The sequence below is a fragment of the Oleisolibacter albus genome (genome assembly GCF_003336875.1).
Taxonomy (GTDB): domain Bacteria; phylum Pseudomonadota; class Alphaproteobacteria; order Azospirillales; family Azospirillaceae; genus Niveispirillum; species Niveispirillum album.
In genome coordinates this window covers 234,864-256,566 of the sequence record NZ_QGNJ01000003.1, presented here as the reverse complement: position 1 = coordinate 256,566, position 21,703 = coordinate 234,864, and the positions used below count along the sequence as shown (strand labels likewise).

Below are 21,703 nucleotides of genomic sequence, written 5' to 3'. Positions count from 1 at the left end.
GGGTTTGTCCCAGGCGGCCATCCGGTCCATCCGGATGGCCGCCGTCTTTTTGATCAGAAGCTGGCGTTCAGGCCGACGAAGAAATAGCGGCCCAGCTGATCATAGACACCGACACCACCGCCGGTGATGGCGCCGCTGGGCGGCTGCCGGTCGAGTACATTGTTGACGATGAAGCGCGCCGTCACATCGTCCGTCAGATCGTAGCTGACCGTGGCATTGAACAGGTAATAGGGTGCCACCTCCAGCACGTCGCGGGTCTCGTTGGTGAAGTCGTTGTTGAACTTGGCCGAGCTGATGTAGTTGGTCTGCACCAGCAGAGCCGCCGGTCCATACTGGTAACGGGTGTTCAGCTGCCACGTCCATTTTGAGGAGCCGACCTCGCCGCGGTCGTCATCCTCGTCCGCCTTCTGGCCGGAACTGGACTGCTTCAATTTGTCGATATAGTTCAGGTTGAAGCCGAGATCGACGCTGCCGTAATCACCAGCACCGAGATCCGCCAGGTCGAACTCGTAGTTCACTTTGGCCTGCAGGCCGGAATATTTGATGTAACCGGCGTTGATGTAGCCCGTATCGATGGACAGGACCTGGCCGGCATCGCCGCCAGCCGTGCCGCGGGTGAAACGGTCGCAGGCCGGGGTCGACGGATAGGACGGGCTGTCATAGCAGGCACGCAGCGTGTCACTGGCATCGAAATCGACAATGGCGTCCTTGATCTCGATATTGACCCAGTCCAGAGAGGCGCTGAAGCCCGGCAGGAAGCGCGGCGTGACCACACCGCCCACGGTCCAGCTCTTGGCCCGCTCATTCTCCAGGTCCAGGCTGCCGGCGCTGGTGCCCTCCACCGTGGCTGTTTCGATGTTCGAAACGAAACCCGCGGGATCGACGCCGGCGGCCGACAGGGCGGCGCGGCAATTGGCCTCGCGCACGGCGGCGTTGGGACCGGCGTTGAAATTGCCGCTGCTGCAAGGGTCGGTCGCCGTGGTGAAGACGGGCGAGGTCGGCAGGAACAGCTCCACCACCGCCGGAGAGCGGATGGATCGGGTGTAATTGCCGCGGAACTGGACGTCGCGGATCGGCGCATAACGCCCACCGGCAGTCCAGGCCTCATCGCCGCCGGCCAGACTGTTGTCGACGTAGCGGAAGGCCCCTTCGAACTGCAGATTGTAGATGAAGGGCACATCCATGTCGGGCCCGACGAAGGGCACGACGGTTTCGGCATAGGCTTCCTTGCTGGTGAAATCGCCCTCCACGCCGCTGACGGCGATCGTGCGACCCAGACCGGCCCCGGTGATGGCGCCCGGCTGGAACTCGCCCGATTCCTTGCGCCAGGTCAGACCACCGGCGATGGACAGGTCACCGCCCGGCAGCGTGAACAGCGGGGCCGAGAAGGTGCCTTCGAACACCTGCTGCTGCAACTCGCCGCGGGAGGTGTCGGTGATGGCGACATAATCGATCGCGTCGGGATCGGGCACGCCGTTGCCGAACAGGTTCAGCGGGCGGCAACCCGACAGCTGGCTGTCCGGCACAGCACCGCCCGTCGCCGGCGGCGCCGGGAAGACATTGCCGGCGCAGATGATCTGACCGGAGGCGTTGCGCGCCACGTCGATGGCCGAGAAGAAACGTTCGTCTGGAATCTGGGTGTCGCGGGTGGTGCCCGTGGTCTTGCCGAACTGGTAGTAGACGTCCCAGGTCACCGTGCGGTCGGCCACGTCGAAATCACCCTTGAAGCCGCCGACGATGCGGTACAGCTCGTTCTCGGCCTCGGTCACCGAGCGCCCGACCAGATCGACCGAGGCGCGGTTGAGGAAGAACTCGGTGATGCCCTGGCTTTCCAGCAAAGCGCGGTCGGCCGGGTCCAGGAACGGGTTGTCGGTGGTATAGGCGATGACGTCGCTGTCACCGCTGAAGATGGTGGAGTTGTAGATGGGCTGGTCCGCCAGTTCCTTGCCCTCGGTGCGGGCATAGTCGAATTCGAAATAGGCGGTGATGTTCTCGGTCAGGTCCAGATGCGCCAGGGTGTTGGCCAGATAGCGCTCGGTCGGGGCCAGCAGGTTGGTCACCTCGGCCAAGTTCAACCCATCGCCGCCGGACGCGACGGAGGTTGAATAGATGGTGCCGGGATCATACGGGGCCAGGCGCCCATTGATGAACTGGGCCGGTACCGTGGCGCCGGGATTGTTCGGATCGGGGATGCGGATGAGGTTCGATCCGCTGCGCCCGCCGATGCTGCCGGTATTGGCCAGGATCGGCACGCCGTTGGTGTTGACGATGGGAATGCGCCGGTTCTCGATCAGGATATTGGCGGGAATGCCATCGCTGGCGCCGGTGTTCAGCGGGTTCGGCGCAAAGAACTGCTGTTTGGACGGCAGCGGCCGGTCGGTATAGAGCAGGCCGTTCTGCTTGTTGTACTCCAGGCTGACCGTGACATTGCCGCGATCGTTGGAGAAGTTGCTGCCGACCAGTGCGCGGGCGCGGTAATTCTCGGCATCGCCTTCCTCGGCAATGCCGTATTGGGCGTCGAACTCGGCCCCCTCGAAATCGTCCTTCAGGATGATGTTGACGGTGCCGGCCACAGCGTCGGCGCCATAGATCGGCGCCCCGCCCACGGCGATCACCTCGACCCGATCGATCAGCGCGGTGGGGATGGAGTTCAGGTCCACCTGCAGGCCGGGGCTGGCGCCGTTGAAATTGCTGGGCGCATTGCCGGGCACGAAGCGGCGGCCATTGACCAGGGTCAGCGTGCGCTGGCTGCCCAGATTGAACAGGTTGACGAAATTCTGGCCGATATTCTGGCCGGCCTGATCGCCGACGGTGCCCACCGGCACGCCGAACCCCGGCAACTGGTTCAGCGCATCCGCCACATTGGTGAAGCCGCGCTCGTCCAGGAACTCGCTGCCCACAACCGAGGTGGGTTGCAACGTGTCATAGCCGGGTCGCGCGATGCGCGATCCGGTGACGATGATCTCCTCGATTTGCGGCGCCCCTTGCTGGTCTCCCTGCTGCGCCATCGCCGGCGCGCCGATCAGAAGTGCAAGCGCCGTCCCGCCGAACGCCAGTCGTCGAACGCCTACCCGCTTATTAGAAAGCATAAATATTCCCCCGTTATTTTCATTGTCATTACAGGCCCGCTCCGGGCCTTTTTCGAGTCATGCCAAGACAGACAAATTCAGCGCAATCAAAAATCAGCAAAAAAATCGAGATGGATCCACCACTGTGATCTGCCAAACACATATATTTTGACAGATATGCTGCCGACATATCCGCATTATCGAATGCAATACAACTATACTTGCCGAAGTCATGCGCAATTACTTATGACATATGCCCATACTTCTTTGGATGCGCGCCTTGGAGATGAGGCTGTGACGCCCGTCGCAGAAGGATCACGGGCACCTGCTGTTATGTCGGCAGTCGCCGCCGTAGCAAGCAGAGGCCATCCATGATCCCCTATTCCGTTCTGGACCTCGCCCCCGTGCCGGAAGGGGCCGATGCCGCCCAGGCCTTCCGCAACAGCCTGGACCTGGCCCGCCATGCCGAGCGCTGGGGTTACACCCGCTTCTGGCTGGCGGAGCATCACAACATGCCCGGTGTCGCCAGCGCGGCCACGGCCGTGGTCATCGCCCATGTGGCCGGCGGCACCAGCCGCATCCGGGTGGGGGCCGGCGGGGTGATGCTGCCCAACCATGCGCCGCTGGTCATTGCCGAGCAGTTCGGCACCCTGGCCTCGCTTCATCCCGGCCGTATCGATCTGGGGCTGGGACGGGCGCCCGGCACCGACCAGCGCACGGCCCGCGCCCTGCGCCGCACGCTGGACGGCAGCGACGATGCCTTTCCCGCCGACGTGGCCGAATTGCTGGGCTATTTCCAGCCGGAGCAACCGGGACAGCCGGTGCGGGCCGTGCCCGGCGCCGGGCTTGACGTGCCGGTCTGGCTGCTGGGGTCGAGCCTCTACAGTGCCGATCTGGCGGCACGCCTGGGATTGCGCTTCGCCTTCGCCTCGCACTTCGCGCCCGACCATCTCCTGGATGCGCTGGAGCTGTACCGAAGCCGTTTCCAGCCGTCCGCCTGTCTCGCCCGGCCCTATGCCATGGTCGGCCTCAACGTCTTCGCCGCCGACAGCGATACCGGGGCGCGGCGCCTGTTCAGCTCGTTGCAGCAGCAGTTCATCGCCCTGCGCCGCGGACGGCCCGGCAAGCTGCCGCCGCCGGTGGACGGGATGGAGGATCTTTGGTCGCCGCAGGAACGGGCCGGGGTGTCGCATGCGCTTGCCTGTTCCGCCGTGGGCACGCCCGAGCGGGTGCGCGACGGAATCGAGAGTTTCCTGGCCCTGACCAAGGCCGACGAGGTCATGGTCACGGCGCAGATCTTCGACCATGCTGCCCGGTTGCGCTCCTTCGAGATCGCGGCGCAGGTCTTCCAGGACATCGGCCGGACCCCCGCCGCTTGAACCGGCGGACCGGGCTGGGCATGGTGGTACCGCCCCCATTGGCCGCGCCCTCTCCCGGCCCACCAGCCCAGCCGAGCTCCTCCGCATGCCCGACGCCCCGCCGTTGACCGCAAAATTCACCCAGGGCAGCATCCTGCGCCATGTGGTGACCATGGCCCTGACCGGAACGTTGGGGCTGCTGGCCATCTTCGCCGTCGATCTGGCCAACCTGTTCTACATCTCGCTGCTGGGGGTGCAGGAGCTGGCGGCGGCCGTCGGCTTTGCCGGCACGGTGCTGTTCCTGCAGACGGCCCTGTGCATCGGACTGACCATCGGGCTGGGCGCCACAGTGGCCCGCGCCATCGGGGCCGGCCGACGGGACGAGGCCTGCCGTCTGGCCGGCAGCGGTCTGGCCGCCCTGGTGGCCATTGCCGCCGCCGTCGGCCTGCTGGCCCTGCCGCTGCTGGATCCGATGCTGTCGGCCCTGGGTGCCGCGGGGGAGACCAAGCGGCTGGCGCTGGGATATCTCACCATCGTCTCGCCCAGCCTGCCCCTGCTGGGGGCAGCCATGGGTCTTTCGGCCCTGCTGCGGGCCGTGGGCGACGCCCGCCGCGGCATGAATGTCACGCTCTACGGCGCGGTGGCGACGCTGGTGCTGGACCCGCTGCTGATCCTGGCCCTCCACCTTGATCTCACCGGCGCGGCCATCGCCACCCTGGCGTCGCGCACCACCATGCTGGCCTTCGGCTGGCACGGGGCCGTGCGCGTCCACCGCATCGTCGGCCGCCCCAGGGCTGATCATCTCTGGCGGGATCTGCGCCCGCTGTTCACCATCGCCGGGCCGGCGGTGCTGACCAATCTGGCCACGCCGGTAGCCTCCGCCTATGTCACCGGGGCGCTGGCCCGCTTCGGCGATGCCGCCGTGGCCGGTCAGGCCATCGTCGACCGGCTGGTGCCGGTGGTGTTCGCCGCCATCTTCGCCCTGACCGGCGCTGTCGGTCCCATCTTCGCCCAGAATCTCGGCGCCGGGCGCGGGGACAGGCTGCTGGAAACGCTGCGCGCCAGCCTGCAGCTGGTTCTGGCCTGCGTGGTTGTGGCATGGCTGCTGCTGTTCCTCGGCCAGGACCTGCTGGTGGCCCTGTTCTCGGCCCGCGGCATCACTGCCGATCTGGTCCGCCTGTTCTGCACCGGGCTGGCTGCGACCTTCCTGTTCCTGGGCTGTCTGTTCGTTGCCAATGCCGCTTTCAACAATCTGGGCTTCCCCTGGCTGTCCACCCTGTTCAACTGGGGCCGGGCCACGCTGGGCACCATCCCGCTGGCCGCGCTGGGCGCCGAACTGGACGGGGCGCGCGGCGTTCTGCTGGGACAGGCGGCCGGCATCGTCCTGTTCGGCACCGCCGCCCTGCTGACGGCCTTCCGCGTGGTCGGCCGCCTGGGCAAACGGCTGGAGACGCGGACCGGGGCGCCCGCCCCTGCCCCGTCCTTCTGGCGTCCCCCGCTCAGCCCGGCCGCCTCCGGCAAGGCCAGCATCGCCACCCTGGCCGTGTCGGAGGAACCGGCGCCGGCAGAGGACAAGCCGGCCTGAAGGCGCGGCCCTACCGCCGCGGCAGAGCGAAGGCGATCACGTGATCGCCGGTGGTCGTGCCGATGGAGCCGTGGCCGCCAGCCACCTGCACCACGAACTGCCGGTCGCCCACGCTGTAGGTCAATGGCGTGGCCTGACCGCCCGCCGGCAATCGGTGCCGCCAGAGCTGCTCGCCCGTGGTCAGATCATAGGCCCGGATGTAATTGTCGATACTGGCGGACAGGAAGACGACGCCGCCGGCAGTGATGATCGGCCCGCCCAGTCCCGGCACACCGATCCTGATCGGCAGCGGCACGGGTGCCGCGTCACGGATGGTGCCGTTCTTGTGCATCCAGACGATTTCGCCGCTGCGCAAATCGACACCGGCCACATAACCCCAAGGGGGGGCCTGGCAGGGCAGCCCCAGGGGCGACATGAAGGGCTGCATGATGACGCCGTAGGGGCCACCCACATTGAGGTTCAGCCCGGCCTCGCCGGTGTTCACCACCTGGCCCGGGCCGATCTCGTCACTGGGGATCAGCTGCGACGTGAAGGCCAGATAAGTGGGCATGCCGAACATCACCTGCCGCACCGGATCGACGGCGACCGACCCCCAGTTGAACACACCGAAATTGCCGGGATAGACCAGCGTCCCCTGCAGGGACGGCGGCGTGTACCGCCCCTCATAACGCAGGGAGCGGAACTTGATGCGGCAGGCCAGCTGGTCGAACAGGCTGACGCCCCACATGTCTGACTCGCGCAGCGCCGGCGGGTTGAAACTCAGGCTCGACACGGGCTGTGTCGGCGCACTGAAATCCTCCGGAATGGTCCCCGTGGGCGCCGGGACCTCCTTCACCGGCAGGATGGGCTGGCCGGTACGGCGGTCGAGCACGAACACCTCGCCCTGTTTGGTCGGCTGCACCAGCGCCGGAACCACCCCGTCGGGGGTGTCGAGATCCAGCAGTGAAGGCTGGCTCGGCACGTCCATGTCCCAGAGGTCATGATGCACGCCCTGGAACACCCAGCGCACCTGTCCCGTGCGCAGGTCCAGCGCCGTGATGGAGGAAGAGAAGCGCTCCACCGCCGCACTGCGGCCCATGCCCAGCTGGTCCGGCGTGCGGTTGCCCAGCGGCACATAGAGCAGGCCGAGATCCTGGTCCGCGCTCATGATCGACCAGCTGTTGGGGGAATTGGGCGTGTAGGTCTCCCCCGGCCCCAGCGGCTCCGTCCGGTCTGGATTGCCGGAATCCCAGTTCCAGACCAGGACACCGCTGTCGATGTCATAGGCGCGGATGACGCCGGACGGCGCCTCCACCGCGTAGTTGTCGTTGACGGCGCCGCCGACGATGATCAGGCCCTGCGCCACCACGGGCGGCGAGGTCGAATAATAGAAACCGGCCTTCTGGTTCGGCATGTTGGTCCAGAGATTGACCGTACCGCCCTCCCCGAAGCCAGGGCAGATGCTGCCGGTTCTGGCATCCAGCGCGATCAGCCGCGCATCCGAGGTGGGCAGATAGATCCGTGCCCCGCAGCTCTGCCCGGTCAGGGCCGGATCGGCATAATAGGAGACGCCACGGCAGGTCTGGTGCTGCCGGTTCTGCTCCATACCGACCTTGGGGTCGAAACGCCAGCGCTCCTGCCCCGTGGTCGCGTCGATGGCGATGGCCAGATTGTGCGGCGTGCAGAGATAGAGAAGATCATCCACCTTCAGCGGCGTGACCTGATAGGTGGTCTCGGTCACGTCGGTGGGGCGCTTCATGTCTCCTGTGCGGTAGGTCCAGACCTGTTCCAGCTGCCCCACATTCTGCGGTGTGATCTGGTCCAGCGGCGAATAGCGCTGAGCCTTCAGCGTGCGTCCGTAATGGTGCCATTCGCCGGGTGGCACCGGACTGTCCGCCGTGGCACCGGCCACCCGCTGGTCGTTCAACCGACCGTTCCGGTCATGGGGATCGCGGATCAGGGCTGCCCCCGCCACCAGAATGGACAGCACCACCGCCAGGGCCAGGGCCGCCCGTCCGGGCCGCCAGGGCGTCTCCTCGCGCACGGCCCAGGGGGTCAGCAGCCAGATGCCCAGCAGCACGATGAGGCCGCCGCGCGTGCCCAGGGGCCACCAGTCGAACCCGACTTCCCACACGGCCCAGGCCAGGGTGACGATGATGATGACGGCGTAGAGCGGACGCGCCAGCCTGTGACGCCGCAGCACCAGGAAGGCCGTCACCAGAAAGGCGATGCCGGCCAGCAGATAATACCAGCTGCCGCCCAGGGTGATCAGCCAGGCGCCGCCGATCCCCAGGAACAGACCGGCGATCAGCAGAAGCAGGAAAGAGACGACCATCAGTCCCGACCCCAAATATGTCACGGGAATACCGATGGTTGTCGAACAAGCGGGCTGCCGATTGCGCCCTTGCGCGATACGCGCACCTCCCATGTCTGCGGGTATTCATTAGAAACAAAAGCAGGCACCGGTTGTCAGGTTGCGGCCTTCAGCAATTCGGTCAAGGCGGCCAGCAGGGTGGCAATGGCCAGGATCAGGGCCGTGATCTCCCGCAGGCGGGCGGTCCACCGTCCTGTCCACCGTCCGGGCCGCCGGTCGGTCTTGCGCATAGTCCACTCTCCCCGTGTTGAGAGGGATCATTAGCAGGTAATGGGTTTTTTGTCCTTATCGCTGCGGACATAGACCGCCATCACAGGCCCTATATCCCGGCAAGACACCGGAAGGGCACAGCCGCTAACGGTGCTTATTCCTATTTTCTGGTCCTGCGCCACTCCCCCACCGGCTGTGTTCCCGGTGTATCCGCCGTACCGCCGTCGGCGGCGGCAACTGTGGCTGCCGTCCCGACGTTCCGCCGTCAACGAACAACAGGTCCAGCGGGAGGCTCACACGCATGCCCTGGTCACAGATCTACGATCCCCTTGGAAATCCGTGGCTTTCAACCCTGTTGGCCGCCATTCCCGTTCTGGTGCTGCTGGGCGGTCTCGGCTTCTTCCATATGAAGGCGCATGTGGCCGCCCTGCTCGGCCTCGCCTCCGCCCTGGGGGTTGCTGTCCTGGTCTTCGGCATGCCGGCCGGGATGGCCGGCGAAACGGCGCTGTTCGGCGCGGCCTACGGGCTGTTCCCCATCGGCTGGATCGTGCTGAACATTATCTTCCTCTACAAGCTCACGGAGGAACGGGGCCTGTTCAAGGTCCTGCAGGAAAGCATCACCGGCATCACCGTGGACCGCCGGCTGCAACTGCTGCTGATCGCCTTCTCCTTCGGCGCCTTCTTCGAGGGGGCGGCGGGGTTCGGCACGCCGGTGGCCGTGACCGGCGCCATCCTGATCGGGCTGGGCTTCTCGCCCCTGGCGGCGTCGGGCCTATCGCTGATCGCCAATACGGCGCCGGTGGCCTATGGCGCGCTGGGAACGCCGGTCATCGCCCTGGCCGGCGTCACCCAGCTGCCGCTGGAGGATCTGTCGGCCATGATCGGCCGTCAGCTTCCCTTCTTCAGCGTGCTGGTGCCCTTCTGGCTGATCGTGGCCTTCGCCGGCTTCCGCGGCATGGTGCAGATCTGGCCGGCCATCCTGGTGGCCGGTGTGTCCTTCGCCATTCCGCAGTTCCTGGTTTCCAACTATCACGGTCCCTGGCTGGTGGATGTGGTGGCGGCCATCGTCTCCATCCTCTGCCTGACCGCCTTCCTCAAGGTCTGGAGGCCGGCCCAGGTCTGGACGTCGCCCCATGGCGCCGCCCCCGATGCCGCCCCGGCGGTGGCGGCACCCGGCAATCACGGCCATGACACCGGCCTGGTCATGCGTGCCTGGGCGCCCTGGTTGATCCTGTCGGTGCTGGTGTTCCTCTGGGGCATTCCCCAGGTCAAGGCGGCGCTGGACGGGATCTTCGCCCCGTCCATCCCGTTCGAAGGTCTGGACAGGATGGTGCAGCGCGTGCCGCCGGTGGTGGCGGCACCGACACCGGAAGCGGCCATCTTTAAGTTCAACCTCCTATCGATGACCGGCACCGGCATTCTGGTTTCCGCCATCATCGCCGGCCTGCTGATGGGCTTCAGCCCCCTGGGCATGCTGCGGGTCTATGGCCGCACGCTGTACACGGTACGGTTCAGCCTGCTGACCATCGCCGCCATGCTGTCGCTGGGCTACACCACCCGCTATTCCGGCCTGGACGCCACGCTGGGGCTGGCCTTTGCCCAGGCGGGCTTCCTCTATCCCTTCTTCGGCACGCTGCTGGGCTGGCTGGGCGTGGCGCTGACCGGTTCCGATACGGCCAGCAACGTGCTGTTCGGCAGTCTGCAGCGCATCAGTGCCGAGCAGCTGGGCCTGTCGCCCACCCTGATGGCGGCGGCCAACAGCTCCGGCGGGGTCATGGGCAAGATGATCGACGCCCAGTCCATCGTGGTGGCCGCCACGGCCACCGGCTTCACCAACCAGGAAGGCACCATCCTGCGCTATGTCTTCATCCACTCCATCGCGCTGGCCTGTCTGGTGGGGCTGGTGGTCATGCTGCAGGCCTATGTGCCGCCCTTCACCGACATGGTGATCCATTCCGGGCATTGAGCGGCGGCGGAGAACCGGACGCTGCGCCTGGCCGTCAGGCTCCGGCCAGACCCAGGCGCAGCAGGATCTCCACCAGCCCGGCCTCGCCGGTGGTCATGGCCGCCTGGCCGGGGGTCATCCAGCGCCGTTCACGCTGCCCCTTCTCCGGCCAGTCCTCCAGGATGCGGGTCACGGCCAACGGGTAGACATCGACCTCCAGCGGCACCAGCGTCCCGTCGGCCAGCCGCTTCTCATAGCGGTAGCGGCCGAAGGGGGTGGGATCGATCTCCCCCACCACGCCCGCCTCCTCGAAGGCCTCCAGCGCCGCCAGCTCATGCGGCGGCACGCCGGACTCAGCCCAGCCCTTGGGCACCAGCCAGCGCCGGGTCTCCCGCGAGGTCACCAGGAGCACCTGCAGGCCTTGCGGGCCCAGCCGGTAGGGCAGCGCTGCGAACTGCCGGTCGGATTTCTTCTTGTTCTTCGCCATACCTTCTCAAAAGCGCCGGATAGGGGATGGTGTCCCCGGCCGGTCATCCATGGATGTGTCGGAATCTAAAGCACAAGCCGGCAGGCGTGATAGGCCGCCCAGCCCACCGCCCCCGCCGCCGGGATGGTCAGGACCCAGGCCCAGACGATACGCCCGGCCAGGCTCCAGCGCACGGCCGAGGCCCGGCGGGCCGAGCCGACACCGACAATGGCGCCGGTGATGGTGTGGGTGGTGGAGACCGGCACGCCCAGCCAGGTCGCCCCGAACAGGCAGGCCGCGCCCGCCGTCTCGGCACAGAAGCCCTGGAACGGGCGCAGATCGGTGATGCGGGAGCCCATGGTGCGGACGATGCGCCAACCCCCCATCAGCGTGCCAAGCCCCATGGCCGTCTGCGCCGACAGCACAACCCACAGCGGGACGTGGAACTCCGACCCCAGATGCCCCTGGGAATAGAGCAGAACGGCAATGATGCCCATGGTCTTCTGGGCATCATTGCCGCCATGGCCCAGGGAATAGAGCCCGGCCGACAACAGCTGCAGATGGCGGAAGCGCCGGTCCACCGCGAAGGGTGTCGCCCGCCGCACCAGCCAGGACAGCAGCAGCACCATCAGCATGGCGAGAAACAGCCCGATGGTCGGCGACAGCACGATGGCCGCCGTCGTCTTCTGGAAGCCGCTGGCGACGATGGCCCCGGTGCCCGCCTTGGCGATGCCGGCCCCGGCCAGTCCGCCCACCAGGGCGTGCGAGCTGGACGAGGGAAAGCCCTTCCACCAGGTGAACAGGTTCCAGCCGATGGCGCCCAGCAGGGCCGCCAGGATCACCGCCGGGTCAACCACATCGGGCGTGATGATGCCGGTCCCCACCGTCTGGGCCACATGCAGGCCGAAGAACAGGAAGGCGATGAAGTTGAAGAAGGCGGCCCAGACGACGGCCAGCTTCGGCGGCAGCACACGGGTGGAGACGACCGTTGCGATGGAGTTCGCCGCGTCGTGCAGGCCGTTGATGAAATCGAACGCCAGCGCCACCAGAATGATGAGGGCCAGCGCCGGCAGGGCGAGTTGTGCCGCGTCCATGGGAATGCGCGTCCTCAGGCGTGGTCGAGGACGATGCCCTGGATCAGGTCCGCGGCGTCCTGGCAGCAGTCGGTGATGCCTTCCAGCTTGTCATAGAGCTCGCGGGTGCCGAAGAAGGCGATGGCGTCCGGCCGGGTGGCGATCAGCGCCTTCAGCGCCCGGCGCAGCACCTCGTCGGCCGCTGTCTCGATCTCATCCACCCGGGCGCACAGGGCGGCGATGCGCGTCGCGTTGGCGGCCACATTGCCCAGCATCGGGATGATCTCCGCCAGAACCCGGGCGCCCTCCCGCGACAGAGCCGCCAGTTCGCGCATGGGCGTGTCGAACTCGCTGATGCCATAGAGCGCGGCCTGGCGCGGCACGTCGTAGATCAGGTCGACGGCGTCATCCAGCGCATTGATCAGCGCCAGAATGTCGGAGCGGTCGAACGGCGTGATGAACGAGCGGTGCAGGCCGCGCGTAACATCGCGGCACACCTCGTCCGCCCGTTCCTCGATGGCGGCCAGCCCCTTCTGGCGGTCCTCATGCTCGGCCGCGGGCGCCGCCATCAGCTGTTGCAAGGCTTCGGCTGCTTCCACCAGCAGCCCCGCATGGGCGGCAAACTGGGTGACAAACCGTTCTTCCTTGGGCATAAGACGGCGGAACAGGGACAGCGGCATTGCGGCAGAACTCGTCATCGGCGGGCCGGGTCACCCAGGCTCCGTGCGCTGGCCCGGCAAGGGGTAAGCGCTGGCTTCTATCACTGTCATAAAAATGAAACAAATGGAATCCGTGGCCATCCGCGGCCGTCGGGATGCGCCCGCGCCCGCCAGCCACCGGCAGGGCGCGCTCCGGCGATTCCCAGCCCTTTGAAACAACGGACGAATTCGGCGCGCCCGTGCCCGCGGGCCGGTGGAGTGCGGCCTCGTGACACCGGGCCGCCGCCCCTTGAGCAGACCAGGACTGTGCAAAGGGCAATCCCCGGCGGACAGCCGGCGGCCCAGGCTGCAGTCAGTGGCCGCCGGCCCAGGCCGGCAGTCTGAACGGAAACCCCGGTGCGACGACGCGGCCCCGGTCGCGCGGCCCGGCACCTGCTACCGTGGCGGCCCGGCCCCGTTGCCACTGATTTCGTGCCCAGGACTGGTTCCATCATGTGTTTCGCCCTGCTGCGTCCCATCCTGGTTGTGCTGGTGGCGGCGTTCATGATGATGGCCGGCATGGGCACCTTGGCCACGGTGCTTGGCATCCGTCTGGTTGCCACCGGCTCCTCCACCCTGGTGATCGGGCTGGTGATGGGGGCCTATTGGGCCGGTCTGACCATCGGATCGGTTTACACCGGCCGGCTGATCAAGGGTGTCGGCCATATCCGCTGCTTCGGCGCGGCGGTGGCGGCGATCTCCGCCGCCACGCTTCTGCATGCGATGATCCCTGGCGCCGCGGCCTGGGGCGTGCTGCGTCTGGTCGAAGGTGTCTGCATGGCCGGCGTCTTCGTCTGCATGGAAAGCTGGCTGAACCAGAAGGCCGCCAGCGACAGCCGCGGCCAGATCCTGGCCTTCTACATGATCGCCCTCTATGCCGGTCAGGCCAGCGGTCAGACGCTGCTGCTGCTGGAGGATGGCCAGGGGCCGACCATCTTCCTCGCCCTGTCGGTGCTCCTGTCCCTGACCATGCTGCCGGTGACGCTGACCCGGCAGACACCGCCGACGCTGCCGGATATCGTCTCGTTCGGGCTCAGCCGGCTCTACCAGGCTTCCCCCCTGGGGCTGGCCGGGGTGGTGGCCGCGGGTCTGGTCGGCGGTGCCGTGGTCAATATGGCGCCGGTGGTGCTCGTGCAATCCGGCCGCAGCGTCGGCGACACCGCCCTGTTCATGAGCGCCGTGATCCTGGGCGGGGTGCTGCTGCAATGGCCGCTGGGGCGGCTGTCCGACCTGTTCGACCGGCGCACGGTCCTGGTCTCCCTCTTCATCGCGCTGGCTGTCATGGGCATGTCCATGGCGCTGACGGTGGAGGCCGGCTTCGGGCTGATGCTGACGGGCGGGGTGCTGTTCGGCGGCATCATCTTCACCCTCTATCCCGTCTCGGTGGCCCATACCAACGACTGGCTGCGGCCCGCCGACATCGTGCCGGCCAGCGGCGGGCTGGTGCTGGGCTACTCCATCGGGGCCGCCGCCGGCCCCTTCGCCGCCAGCCTGGTCATCGACAGCGCCGGTCCCGGCGGGCTGTTCCTGTTCAGTGCCGGCATGGGCCTGCTGGCGGCCCTGTTCGGCCTCTGGCGCATGCTGATGCGGCCGCCGCAGCCGGGCGAACGCCAGTCGCCCTATCAGACCCTGCCGCAGACGACCCCGGTGGCCGCGCCGCTGGACCCGAGGGCCCCGCTTCCCCCCCGGCCGCATCGCTGACGCAGGCGAACGGATCAGGACGGCGACAGCCGGCGTTGTCTGAGCGTCCGATCCGGGTCAGGATGCCGGGGCCGGTGACCCCACAGCGACGGGAGGAACGCATGGCGGAGTGGTGGCGTGGCGCGGTGATGTACCAGATCTATCCGCGCAGCTTCCTCGATACCAATGGCGACGGCATCGGCGACCTGGCCGGCATCACCGCGCGCCTGGACTATGTGGCGGGACTGGGCGTGGACGGGATCTGGCTGTCCCCCTTCGCCAAATCGCCGATGAAGGATTTCGGCTACGACGTCTCCGACTATTGCGACGTCGATCCGCTGTTCGGCACGCTGGACGATTTCGACCGGCTGCTGCGGGCCGCCCATGACCGCGGGCTCAAGGTCATCATGGACATGGTGCTGAGCCACACCAGCGACCGGCATCCCTGGTTCCAGGAAAGCCGCGCCAGCCGTGGCACTGCCAAGGCCGACTGGTATGTCTGGGCCGATGCAAAGCCAGACGGCACGCCGCCCAACAACTGGCTTTCGGTCTTCGGCGGCTCCTCCTGGCAGTGGGACACGCGCCGCCAGCAATATTATCTGCACAATTTCCTGGCCAGCCAGCCCGACCTCAACCTGCACAACCCGGATGTCGTCGACGCGGTGTTCGACGCCGTGGCCTTCTGGCTGGACCGCGGCGTGGACGGCTTCCGCCTGGACACCGCCAATTTCTATCTGCACGACCCGCAACTGCGCGACAACCCGCCCCGGCCGCCCAGCGCCGGCAACGCGCCGGACGTGCCGCTGACCAACCCCTATGGCCGGCAGTACCATGTCTATGACAAGTCGCGGCCGGAGAATCTGGAGTTCCTGCGCAAGCTGCGCCGGGTGCTGGACCGCTATCCCGACCGCATGACCGTGGGGGAGGTGGCGTGCGATGCCGGGGTGAAGCGCATCGCCGAATATTGCGCCGGCAACGACCTGCTGCACACGGCCTACAGCTTCGACCTGCTGAGCCCCGGCTTCAGCGCCGCCAAGATCCGCGGGGCCGTCACCGCCTTCTTCGACGAGCCGGGCGGTGGCTGGCCGGCCTGGGCCTTCTCCAACCATGACGTCATCCGTGCCGTCACCCGTTGGGGCGGCGACAGCCCGGCCGGGGCCTCGGCGGCTCTGGCCAAGCAGTTGCTGGCCCTGCTGACCAGCCTGCCCGGTACCCCCTTCCTCTATCAGGGGGAGGAACTGGCCCTGCCGGAGGCGGAGATCGCGTTCGAGGATCTGCAGGATCCCTACGGCATCGAATTCTGGCCGGTCTTCAAGGGCCGCGACGGCTGCCGCACGCCGATGCCCTGGCAGCATGACGCGCCCGCCGGCGGCTTCAGCACCGGCAAGCCCTGGCTGCCGGTCGTGCCGGCCCATCTGGAGCGTGCCGTCTCCCGGCAGGAGGGCGACCCCGCCTCGCCCCTGGCCTTCGCCCGCAGCTTCCTGCGCTGGCGCAAGACCCGCCCGGCCCTGATCCATGGCCGGGCCAGCTTTTTCGATACGCCGGAGCCGCTGCTGGCCTTCGAGCGCAAGACTGCGGGCGAGCGGCTGCTCTGCCTGTTCAATCTGGGGGCCGATCCGGCCCGCTGGACCCCGCCCGCGGTGGCCCTGACGCCACTGGACACCGGAGCGGCCGCCCATGGCCTGCAGGGCCGGCTGGAGAATGGCAGCGTGCTGCTGCCCGGCCATGGGATCTTCCATGCCGTGCTTGACCGCTGATGGACCGCAGATACGGGCGGTCGGACACGGCATGACACAAGATGCATTGCAGACGAAGGGCAGGCCGGGTCCGGCCCGACCCGCCGCCCGTCCCCTGACCATCCTGGTCATGGGCGTCAGCGGTTGCGGCAAATCCAGCGTCGGGGCCGCCCTGGCCCTGGCGCTGGACCTGCCCTTCCTGGAAGGCGATGCGCTGCATCCGCCGGAGAACATCGCCCGCATGGCGGCCGGCATCGCGCTGACCGACGCCGATCGCCGGGGCTGGCTGGACAGCATCGCCGACCGGCTGGACCAGGCCCGGCGCGCGGGAGCCGGTCTGATCGTGGCCTGCTCCGCCCTGAAACGGCGGTACCGGGACCGGCTGCGCGCCGCCGCCCCGGATCTGCGGCTGCTGTATCTGGCCGGCAGCCCCGATCTGATCCGCGCCCGTCTCGCCGGCCGCACAGGACACTTCATGCCGCCCGGCCTGTTGGACAGCCAGTTCGCCGCGCTGGAACCGCCCACTCCCGACGAACACCCGCTCATGGCCGATATCGCCCGGCCCGTGGCGGAGATCGTGGTCGGGGCCGCCTCCCTCTGGCGGCCCGCGGCCGGATAAATGGGTCTTACAGCTTCGGCTTGGCGGAGGAGGAGTTGGAGAACTGCTTGTCCACCGCTTCCTTCAGCTGAGTATCGGCGGCATTGGTCGCTACCACGGTGTTCTCATAATCCTCGATGGTCACGACCAGAGAGGTGAGCTTGTTCGAATCGGCCTTGGTGTAAAGTAACGCACTGATCCCAACCTTGAATCCGGCCTTCATCGCCCGTTCCGCCACATCGGGGCTGTCCCGGTTGGACGCAACCGTCACCGGGCACATCGGCACTTTCCGCCCGGGGTCAACCGGACAGACATAATCGCCGGCATCCTTCACCAGCCAAGTCAGAGTCATGAGCTTCTCACTCTGCGACTGCCCCGACGGCTTACCGTACTTGGCCGTCAGCGCGGCCACCACATCCTCCCGCGTCGGCGCCTTGAACGGGTCACGGTAGTCGACATTGCGCAGCAGACTGGTCAGCTGGTTTCCCGAAGCGGGGCTGCCGAAAAAGAGAGAAATCAGGCCATTGGCGTCGCCACCATTGACAAGGAGGCCGCCGGTGTACTGTTGGAACTTGACCGTCGCCCCTTTGTAGTTCAGCCCGACCGTCAGCATGTTGGTGCGGATACTGGCGTCAGGCATGTCGGCCTTCAACTTGGCCGTGACCTCCTGCAGTGTCATACCGCTGGAAAGCCCGACAATGTCGACATTACGGCCCGGAAAGGTCCGGCTGACAGGCTCCGTCGTCTTCTGCGGCTCGATAACCAGATCGGCGGCGGCAGCCTGCTGACTTGTTACCAGGACGCCAGCAAGGAGAACCATCTTAAAAGGCGACATCCAAGACTCCATCCATAAGATCGTCACCGTCCGTAAAGGCGAACCCCATTCCGGGACAGGACTAAACCAGGACGGTCAAGGGATCATGAAATAAAGACAAGATTTTGTCCGTATGTGCCTGACTGCGTGACGCTTGGCCGCAACCGACGATCCCCATGCCGCCAGCATCCTCTCCGGTAACGGCCTGGATGCGGGGTTGCCGACCTCTCGCGGCCATGGCTTAATACGCATGATATGCGCATTAAATGCGCATTCACTGCTGCGTCCGGGGATGGACCATGGATCACCGCCTCTATGACCCGACTGCCGCCAAGCGGCCGACCAACCTCAGCCTGAACCAGGATCTGGTGGCCAAAGTCCGCGCCATGGGCGGCAGCCTGTCGGAACGGGTCGAACGCTTACTGGCCCGCGATCTGGAGACCGAGGCGATGCGCCGCGCGGCCCTTGCCGCCAGCATCGATGAGTCCAATGCCCTGATGGAAAACCACGGGCTGGTCGGCGAGGATTTCAACGACGGGCGCTTCGCCTGATGCCACAGTATGATGTTCATCGCAATGTCGGCCGCGCGCAGGATGCAGCACCCTACCTGCTCGTCGTGCAGTCGTCTCTGTTCAACCGCTCGGCCTCCCGCGTGGTGGTGCCGCTCTTCCGGGCGGACCTGTTCCGCCAGCCCGATCCGGGCTTCCATGTCCGCCTGCATGTGCAGGGCGCCAGCGTCGTCATGGACCCCTTGCAGATCTTCGCCATCCCGGCTGCACGTCTGACACCACCGGTCGAGAACATCGAGGATCAGGGCGATGCCATCAGTGCCGCGCTCGACCTGCTGCTGTCGCGCGCCTATCGCTGAGCCCCCGGCGCCGGAACCGGGAGGCGTCGCCGCCTCCCGGTCCACCAGTCAGAACGCCGCTCCCGCCGGGGCCGGCAGCGAGGCCATGTCGATGACGAAGCGATAGCGCACATCGGCCCGCTCCATGCGGGTGAAGGCATCGTTGATCTCGGCCATGCCGATCATCTCGCATTCCGGCAGGATGTTCATGCGGGCGCAGAAATTCAGCATCTCCTGCGTCTCGGCGATGCCGCCGATCAGCGACCCGGCCACGCGGCGGCGGCCCATGATGAAGGGCACGGTCAGCGGCTCGTTCAGCGGGCCGACCTGACCGACGATGACCAGCGTGCCGTCCACATCCAGCAGCGGCATATAGGGGGTGACGTCATGTTTCACCGGAACGGTGTCGATGATGACGTCGAAGCTGGCCGTCGCGGCCTTCATGGCGTCCTGATCGCTGGACACCAGCAGCCGGTCGGCGCCCAGGTCCAGCGCATCGGCCTCCTTGTCCTTGGTCCGGCTCAGCACCGTCACCTCGGCCCCCAGAGCCACGGCCAGCTTCACCGCCATATGGCCCAGCCCGCCCAGGCCGATGACGCCGACACGGCTGCCCGGGCCGACACCCCAGGTGCGCAGCGGCGAATAGGTGGTGATGCCGGCGCACAGCAGCGGCGCCACCCGCGACAGCTCCAGCCCCTCCGGCACCGCCAGCACGAACGCCTCCCGCACCACCAGATGCTTGGAATAGCCGCCCATGGTCGGCGCGCCGGTGATCCGGTCGCGGTCATTGTAGGTCTGCGTCATGAGGTTGCGGCAGAACTGCTCCTCGCCGGCATGGCACATGTCGCAATCCTGGCAGCTGTCCACCATGCAGCCCACGGCCACGGCATCACCGACCTTGAATCCGGTGACATCCGCGCCGACGGCGGCGACGCGGCCGACGATCTCGTGTCCGGGTACCAGCGGATAGCGGCTGAAACCCCAGTCATTGCGGGACATGTGCAGATCCGAATGGCAGACGCCGCAATAGAGCACGTCGATGGCCACATCGTCCGGCCGCAGGGCGCGCCGCTCGAAGGTGAACGGGGCCAGCGGGCTTTCCGCGGCCTGGGCCGCATAACCGATGGTCTTCATGCCGGGAACTCCGTGAAAACAGGAACAACGCGGGATAGATCGGCCGCCCGGACGGGAAATCCAAGCGACCGCGCGGGGGAAGGTCGGATTACCCGACCCCGGATCAGCGATCCACCATCGCCTGCGCCTGCGGCGTGTAGCGGTCGCCCTGCACGGGAATGTCGGCCAGGGCCGCATCGATGGTGTGCAACTCGTCGGGGGTCAGCGACACTGCCGCCGCCCCCAGATTCTCCTCCAGCCGGTGCAGCTTGGTGGTGCCGGGGATCGGCACGATCCAGGGCTTCTGCGCCAGCAGCCAGGCCAGGGCGATCTGGGCCGGCGTCGCCCGCTTCGCCGCGGCGATCTCTCCAAGCCGGGCGACCAGCCCCTGGTTGGCCTCGCGGTTCTCGGCGCTGAAGCGGGGGGCGTTGGTGCGGAAATCCTTGGCATCGAACCGGGTCTCCGCCGTGATGGCGCCGGTCAGGAAACCGCGGCCCAGCGGGCTGAAGGGCACGAAACCGATGCCCAGTTCCTCCAGCGTCGGCAGGATCTCGGCCTCCGGTTCACGCCACCACAGGGAATATTCGCTCTGCAGGGCCGTGACCGGCTGTACCGCATGGGCACGGCGGATGGTGCGCACCCCGGCCTCGGACAGGCCGAAATGCCGGACCTTGCCCTCGCGGATCAGGTCCCGCACTGTACCGGCCACGTCCTCGATCGGCACGGCCGGATCGACCCGGTGCTGATAGAACAGGTCGATGACCTCGGTCCTCAGCCGCTTCAGCGACGCCTCGGCCACGGCCCGGATATGCTCCGGCCGGCTGTTCAGCCCGCGCTGCGCCCCGGTCGCGGGGTCGATGTCGAAGCCGAACTTCGTGGCGATCACCACCCGGTCGCGGACCGGCGCCAGCGCCTCGCCCACCAGCTCCTCGTTCGTGTAGGGCCCATAGACCTCCGCCGTGTCGAAGAAAGTGACACCCCGGTCGACGGCCGCCCGGAGCAGGGTCACGGCCAGCGGCCGATCCAATGCCGGCCCATAGGCGAAGCTCAACCCCATGCAGCCCAGGCCCAGGGTCGAAACCTCCAGCCCGCTGCGTCCCAGAATACGTTTGCCCATGCCGATCCTCCGTTGGGTCTGCGTGCAGGGTCCCCACCGGCCGGCAGACTGGCTCATTCCATGTCCCGGCGACTAGCTGGTAAAATCGGCATGGACTTGTGAATGGAATTCAGCAAATGGCACGCGAAACCCTGGGTGACCTTCTGGCGTTCCTGGCCGTGGCGCGGGACCGCAGCTTCACCCGCGCCGCCGCCCGGCTGGGTGTTTCCCCGTCGGCCCTCAGCCACACCATGCGCGGGCTGGAGGAGCGGCTGGGCCTGCGCCTGCTGACGCGCACCACCCGCAGCGTGGCCCTGACCGAAGCCGGGGATCGGCTGTTCCGCGGCATTGAACCCAGGCTCGACGCCATCGCAGGCGAGTTGGAGGCGCTCAGCGCGCTGCGTGACAAGCCGGCGGGCACCATCCGCATCACCACGGGCGAACATGCGGCAGCCTTCGTGCTCTGGCCCAAGCTGCAGCGGTTCCTGCCGCTTTATCCGGACATCCGGGTGGAACTGTCCATCGACCAGGGCCTGACCGACATCGTGGCCCGGCGCTTCGATGCCGGGGTGCGCCTGGGGGAACAGGTGGACAAGGACATGGTGGCTGTGCGCATCGGCCCGGATGTGTGCTTCGCCCTGGTGGGGGCGCCGGCCTATTTCGCCCGCCGCTCCCCGCCACAGACACCCCAGGACCTTACCGGCCACGACTGCATCAATCTGCGCCTGCCCACGTCGGGCGGCCTTTATGCCTGGGAATTCGAAAAGGACGGGCGGGAAGTGCGGGTGCGGGTCGAGGGGCAGTTGACCTTCGACAGTCTCGCCTTCTGCCAGCGTGCCGCCCTGGACGGGTTCGGACTGGCCTTCCTGCCCGAGGATCAGGTACGGGCCGAGATCGCAGCCGGCCGTCTGCTCCGGGTGCTGGCGGATTGGTGCCCGCCCTTCCCCGGCTATCATCTCTATTATCCCAGCCGCCGCCATCCGGCTCCGGCCTTCTCCCTGCTGCTGGAGGCGCTGCGTCACCGCGACTGACCGCTGGCCCGGCCATTGCCGATGCCGGCGCA

General features: G+C 67.1%; 18 protein-coding genes. 9 read left to right on the top strand and 9 right to left on the bottom strand.

Annotation, left to right across the window (positions count from 1 at the left end; translation table 11 throughout):
- Positions 1–53: 53 nt before the first annotated feature.
- A complete protein-coding gene (locus DK368_RS06015; protein WP_162305900.1) occupies positions 54–3,008 on the bottom strand; it encodes a TonB-dependent receptor domain-containing protein in 2,955 nt (984 codons plus the stop codon).
- A 431-nt stretch (positions 3,009–3,439) separates the two neighbouring features.
- On the opposite strand from DK368_RS06015, the gene DK368_RS06010 reads away from it, so the two are divergent.
- Both DK368_RS06010 and DK368_RS06005 read left to right on the top strand, forming a co-directional pair.
- On the top strand, positions 3,440–4,447 hold the full coding sequence (locus tag DK368_RS06010) for an LLM class flavin-dependent oxidoreductase (RefSeq protein WP_114392983.1): 1,008 nt from the start codon (positions 3,440–3,442) through the stop codon (positions 4,445–4,447).
- Positions 4,448–4,532: 85 nt separating this feature from the next.
- Complete coding sequence (locus DK368_RS06005) at positions 4,533–6,011, top strand: MATE family efflux transporter (protein WP_114392981.1); 1,479 nt, start codon at positions 4,533–4,535, stop codon at positions 6,009–6,011.
- 10 nt (positions 6,012–6,021) lie between these two features.
- On the opposite strand, the gene DK368_RS06000 is transcribed toward DK368_RS06005, so the two are convergent.
- Positions 6,022–8,325 (bottom strand): glucose/quinate/shikimate family membrane-bound PQQ-dependent dehydrogenase, encoded by a 2,304-nt coding sequence (locus tag DK368_RS06000; RefSeq protein WP_114392979.1) that lies wholly within the window; start codon positions 8,323–8,325, stop codon positions 6,022–6,024.
- Positions 8,326–8,459: 134 nt separating this feature from the next.
- Entirely contained in the window at positions 8,460–8,594 is a 135-nt protein-coding gene (locus tag DK368_RS22260; RefSeq protein WP_275668477.1) for a hypothetical protein, read from the bottom strand.
- Between the two features lie 281 nt (positions 8,595–8,875).
- On the opposite strand from DK368_RS22260, the gene DK368_RS05995 reads away from it, so the two are divergent.
- Positions 8,876–10,540 (top strand): L-lactate permease, encoded by a 1,665-nt coding sequence (locus tag DK368_RS05995; protein ID WP_114392976.1) that lies wholly within the window; start codon positions 8,876–8,878, stop codon positions 10,538–10,540.
- A 34-nt stretch (positions 10,541–10,574) separates the two neighbouring features.
- On the opposite strand, the gene DK368_RS05990 is transcribed toward DK368_RS05995, so the two are convergent.
- From DK368_RS05990 to DK368_RS05980, 3 genes are all read right to left on the bottom strand, one after another.
- A complete protein-coding gene (locus tag DK368_RS05990; protein WP_114392974.1) occupies positions 10,575–11,006 on the bottom strand; it encodes an NUDIX hydrolase in 432 nt (143 codons plus the stop codon).
- A gap of 65 nt (positions 11,007–11,071) precedes the next feature.
- Positions 11,072–12,079 (bottom strand): inorganic phosphate transporter, encoded by a 1,008-nt coding sequence (locus DK368_RS05985; RefSeq protein ID WP_114392972.1) that lies wholly within the window; start codon positions 12,077–12,079, stop codon positions 11,072–11,074.
- A 14-nt stretch (positions 12,080–12,093) separates the two neighbouring features.
- On the bottom strand, positions 12,094–12,738 hold the full coding sequence (locus DK368_RS05980) for a DUF47 domain-containing protein (protein WP_114392970.1): 645 nt from the start codon (positions 12,736–12,738) through the stop codon (positions 12,094–12,096).
- 471 nt (positions 12,739–13,209) lie between these two features.
- Between DK368_RS05980 and DK368_RS05975 the strand changes: the two genes are divergently transcribed.
- The 3 genes from DK368_RS05975 to DK368_RS05965 all read left to right on the top strand — a co-directional run bounded on the left by DK368_RS05975 (position 13,210) and on the right by DK368_RS05965 (position 16,791).
- On the top strand, positions 13,210–14,457 hold the full coding sequence (locus tag DK368_RS05975; protein WP_114392967.1) for an MFS transporter: 1,248 nt from the start codon (positions 13,210–13,212) through the stop codon (positions 14,455–14,457).
- Between the two features lie 74 nt (positions 14,458–14,531).
- Positions 14,532–16,193: an alpha-glucosidase gene (locus DK368_RS05970; protein WP_240002354.1), complete on the top strand. Its 1,662-nt coding sequence runs from the start codon at positions 14,532–14,534 to the stop codon at positions 16,191–16,193.
- A gap of 31 nt (positions 16,194–16,224) precedes the next feature.
- Entirely contained in the window at positions 16,225–16,791 is a 567-nt protein-coding gene (locus DK368_RS05965) for a gluconokinase (protein ID WP_205028072.1), read from the top strand.
- A gap of 7 nt (positions 16,792–16,798) precedes the next feature.
- On the opposite strand, the gene DK368_RS05960 is transcribed toward DK368_RS05965, so the two are convergent.
- On the bottom strand, positions 16,799–17,605 hold the full coding sequence (locus tag DK368_RS05960) for a hypothetical protein (protein ID WP_155524488.1): 807 nt from the start codon (positions 17,603–17,605) through the stop codon (positions 16,799–16,801).
- A gap of 278 nt (positions 17,606–17,883) precedes the next feature.
- Here DK368_RS05960 and DK368_RS05955 point away from each other — a divergent pair, with 278 nt between their 5' ends.
- Both DK368_RS05955 and DK368_RS05950 read left to right on the top strand, forming a co-directional pair.
- Positions 17,884–18,135, top strand: a complete 252-nt coding sequence (locus tag DK368_RS05955; protein WP_114392960.1) for a type II toxin-antitoxin system CcdA family antitoxin — start codon at positions 17,884–17,886, stop codon at positions 18,133–18,135.
- Complete coding sequence (locus DK368_RS05950; RefSeq protein ID WP_114392958.1) at positions 18,135–18,452, top strand: CcdB family protein; 318 nt, start codon at positions 18,135–18,137, stop codon at positions 18,450–18,452. Before DK368_RS05955 ends, DK368_RS05950 begins: the two co-directional genes overlap by 1 nt.
- Positions 18,453–18,500: 48 nt before the next feature.
- Here the strand turns inward: DK368_RS05950 and DK368_RS05945 are convergent, their stop codons facing one another.
- Both DK368_RS05945 and DK368_RS05940 read right to left on the bottom strand, forming a co-directional pair.
- On the bottom strand, positions 18,501–19,565 hold the full coding sequence (locus DK368_RS05945; RefSeq protein WP_114392956.1) for an NAD(P)-dependent alcohol dehydrogenase: 1,065 nt from the start codon (positions 19,563–19,565) through the stop codon (positions 18,501–18,503).
- A gap of 103 nt (positions 19,566–19,668) precedes the next feature.
- On the bottom strand, positions 19,669–20,661 hold the full coding sequence (locus DK368_RS05940; RefSeq protein ID WP_114392953.1) for an aldo/keto reductase: 993 nt from the start codon (positions 20,659–20,661) through the stop codon (positions 19,669–19,671).
- Positions 20,662–20,777: 116 nt separating this feature from the next.
- Between DK368_RS05940 and DK368_RS05935 the strand changes: the two genes are divergently transcribed.
- Positions 20,778–21,671, top strand: a complete 894-nt coding sequence (locus DK368_RS05935) for a LysR family transcriptional regulator (protein ID WP_114392950.1) — start codon at positions 20,778–20,780, stop codon at positions 21,669–21,671.
- Positions 21,672–21,703 lie beyond the last annotated feature (32 nt).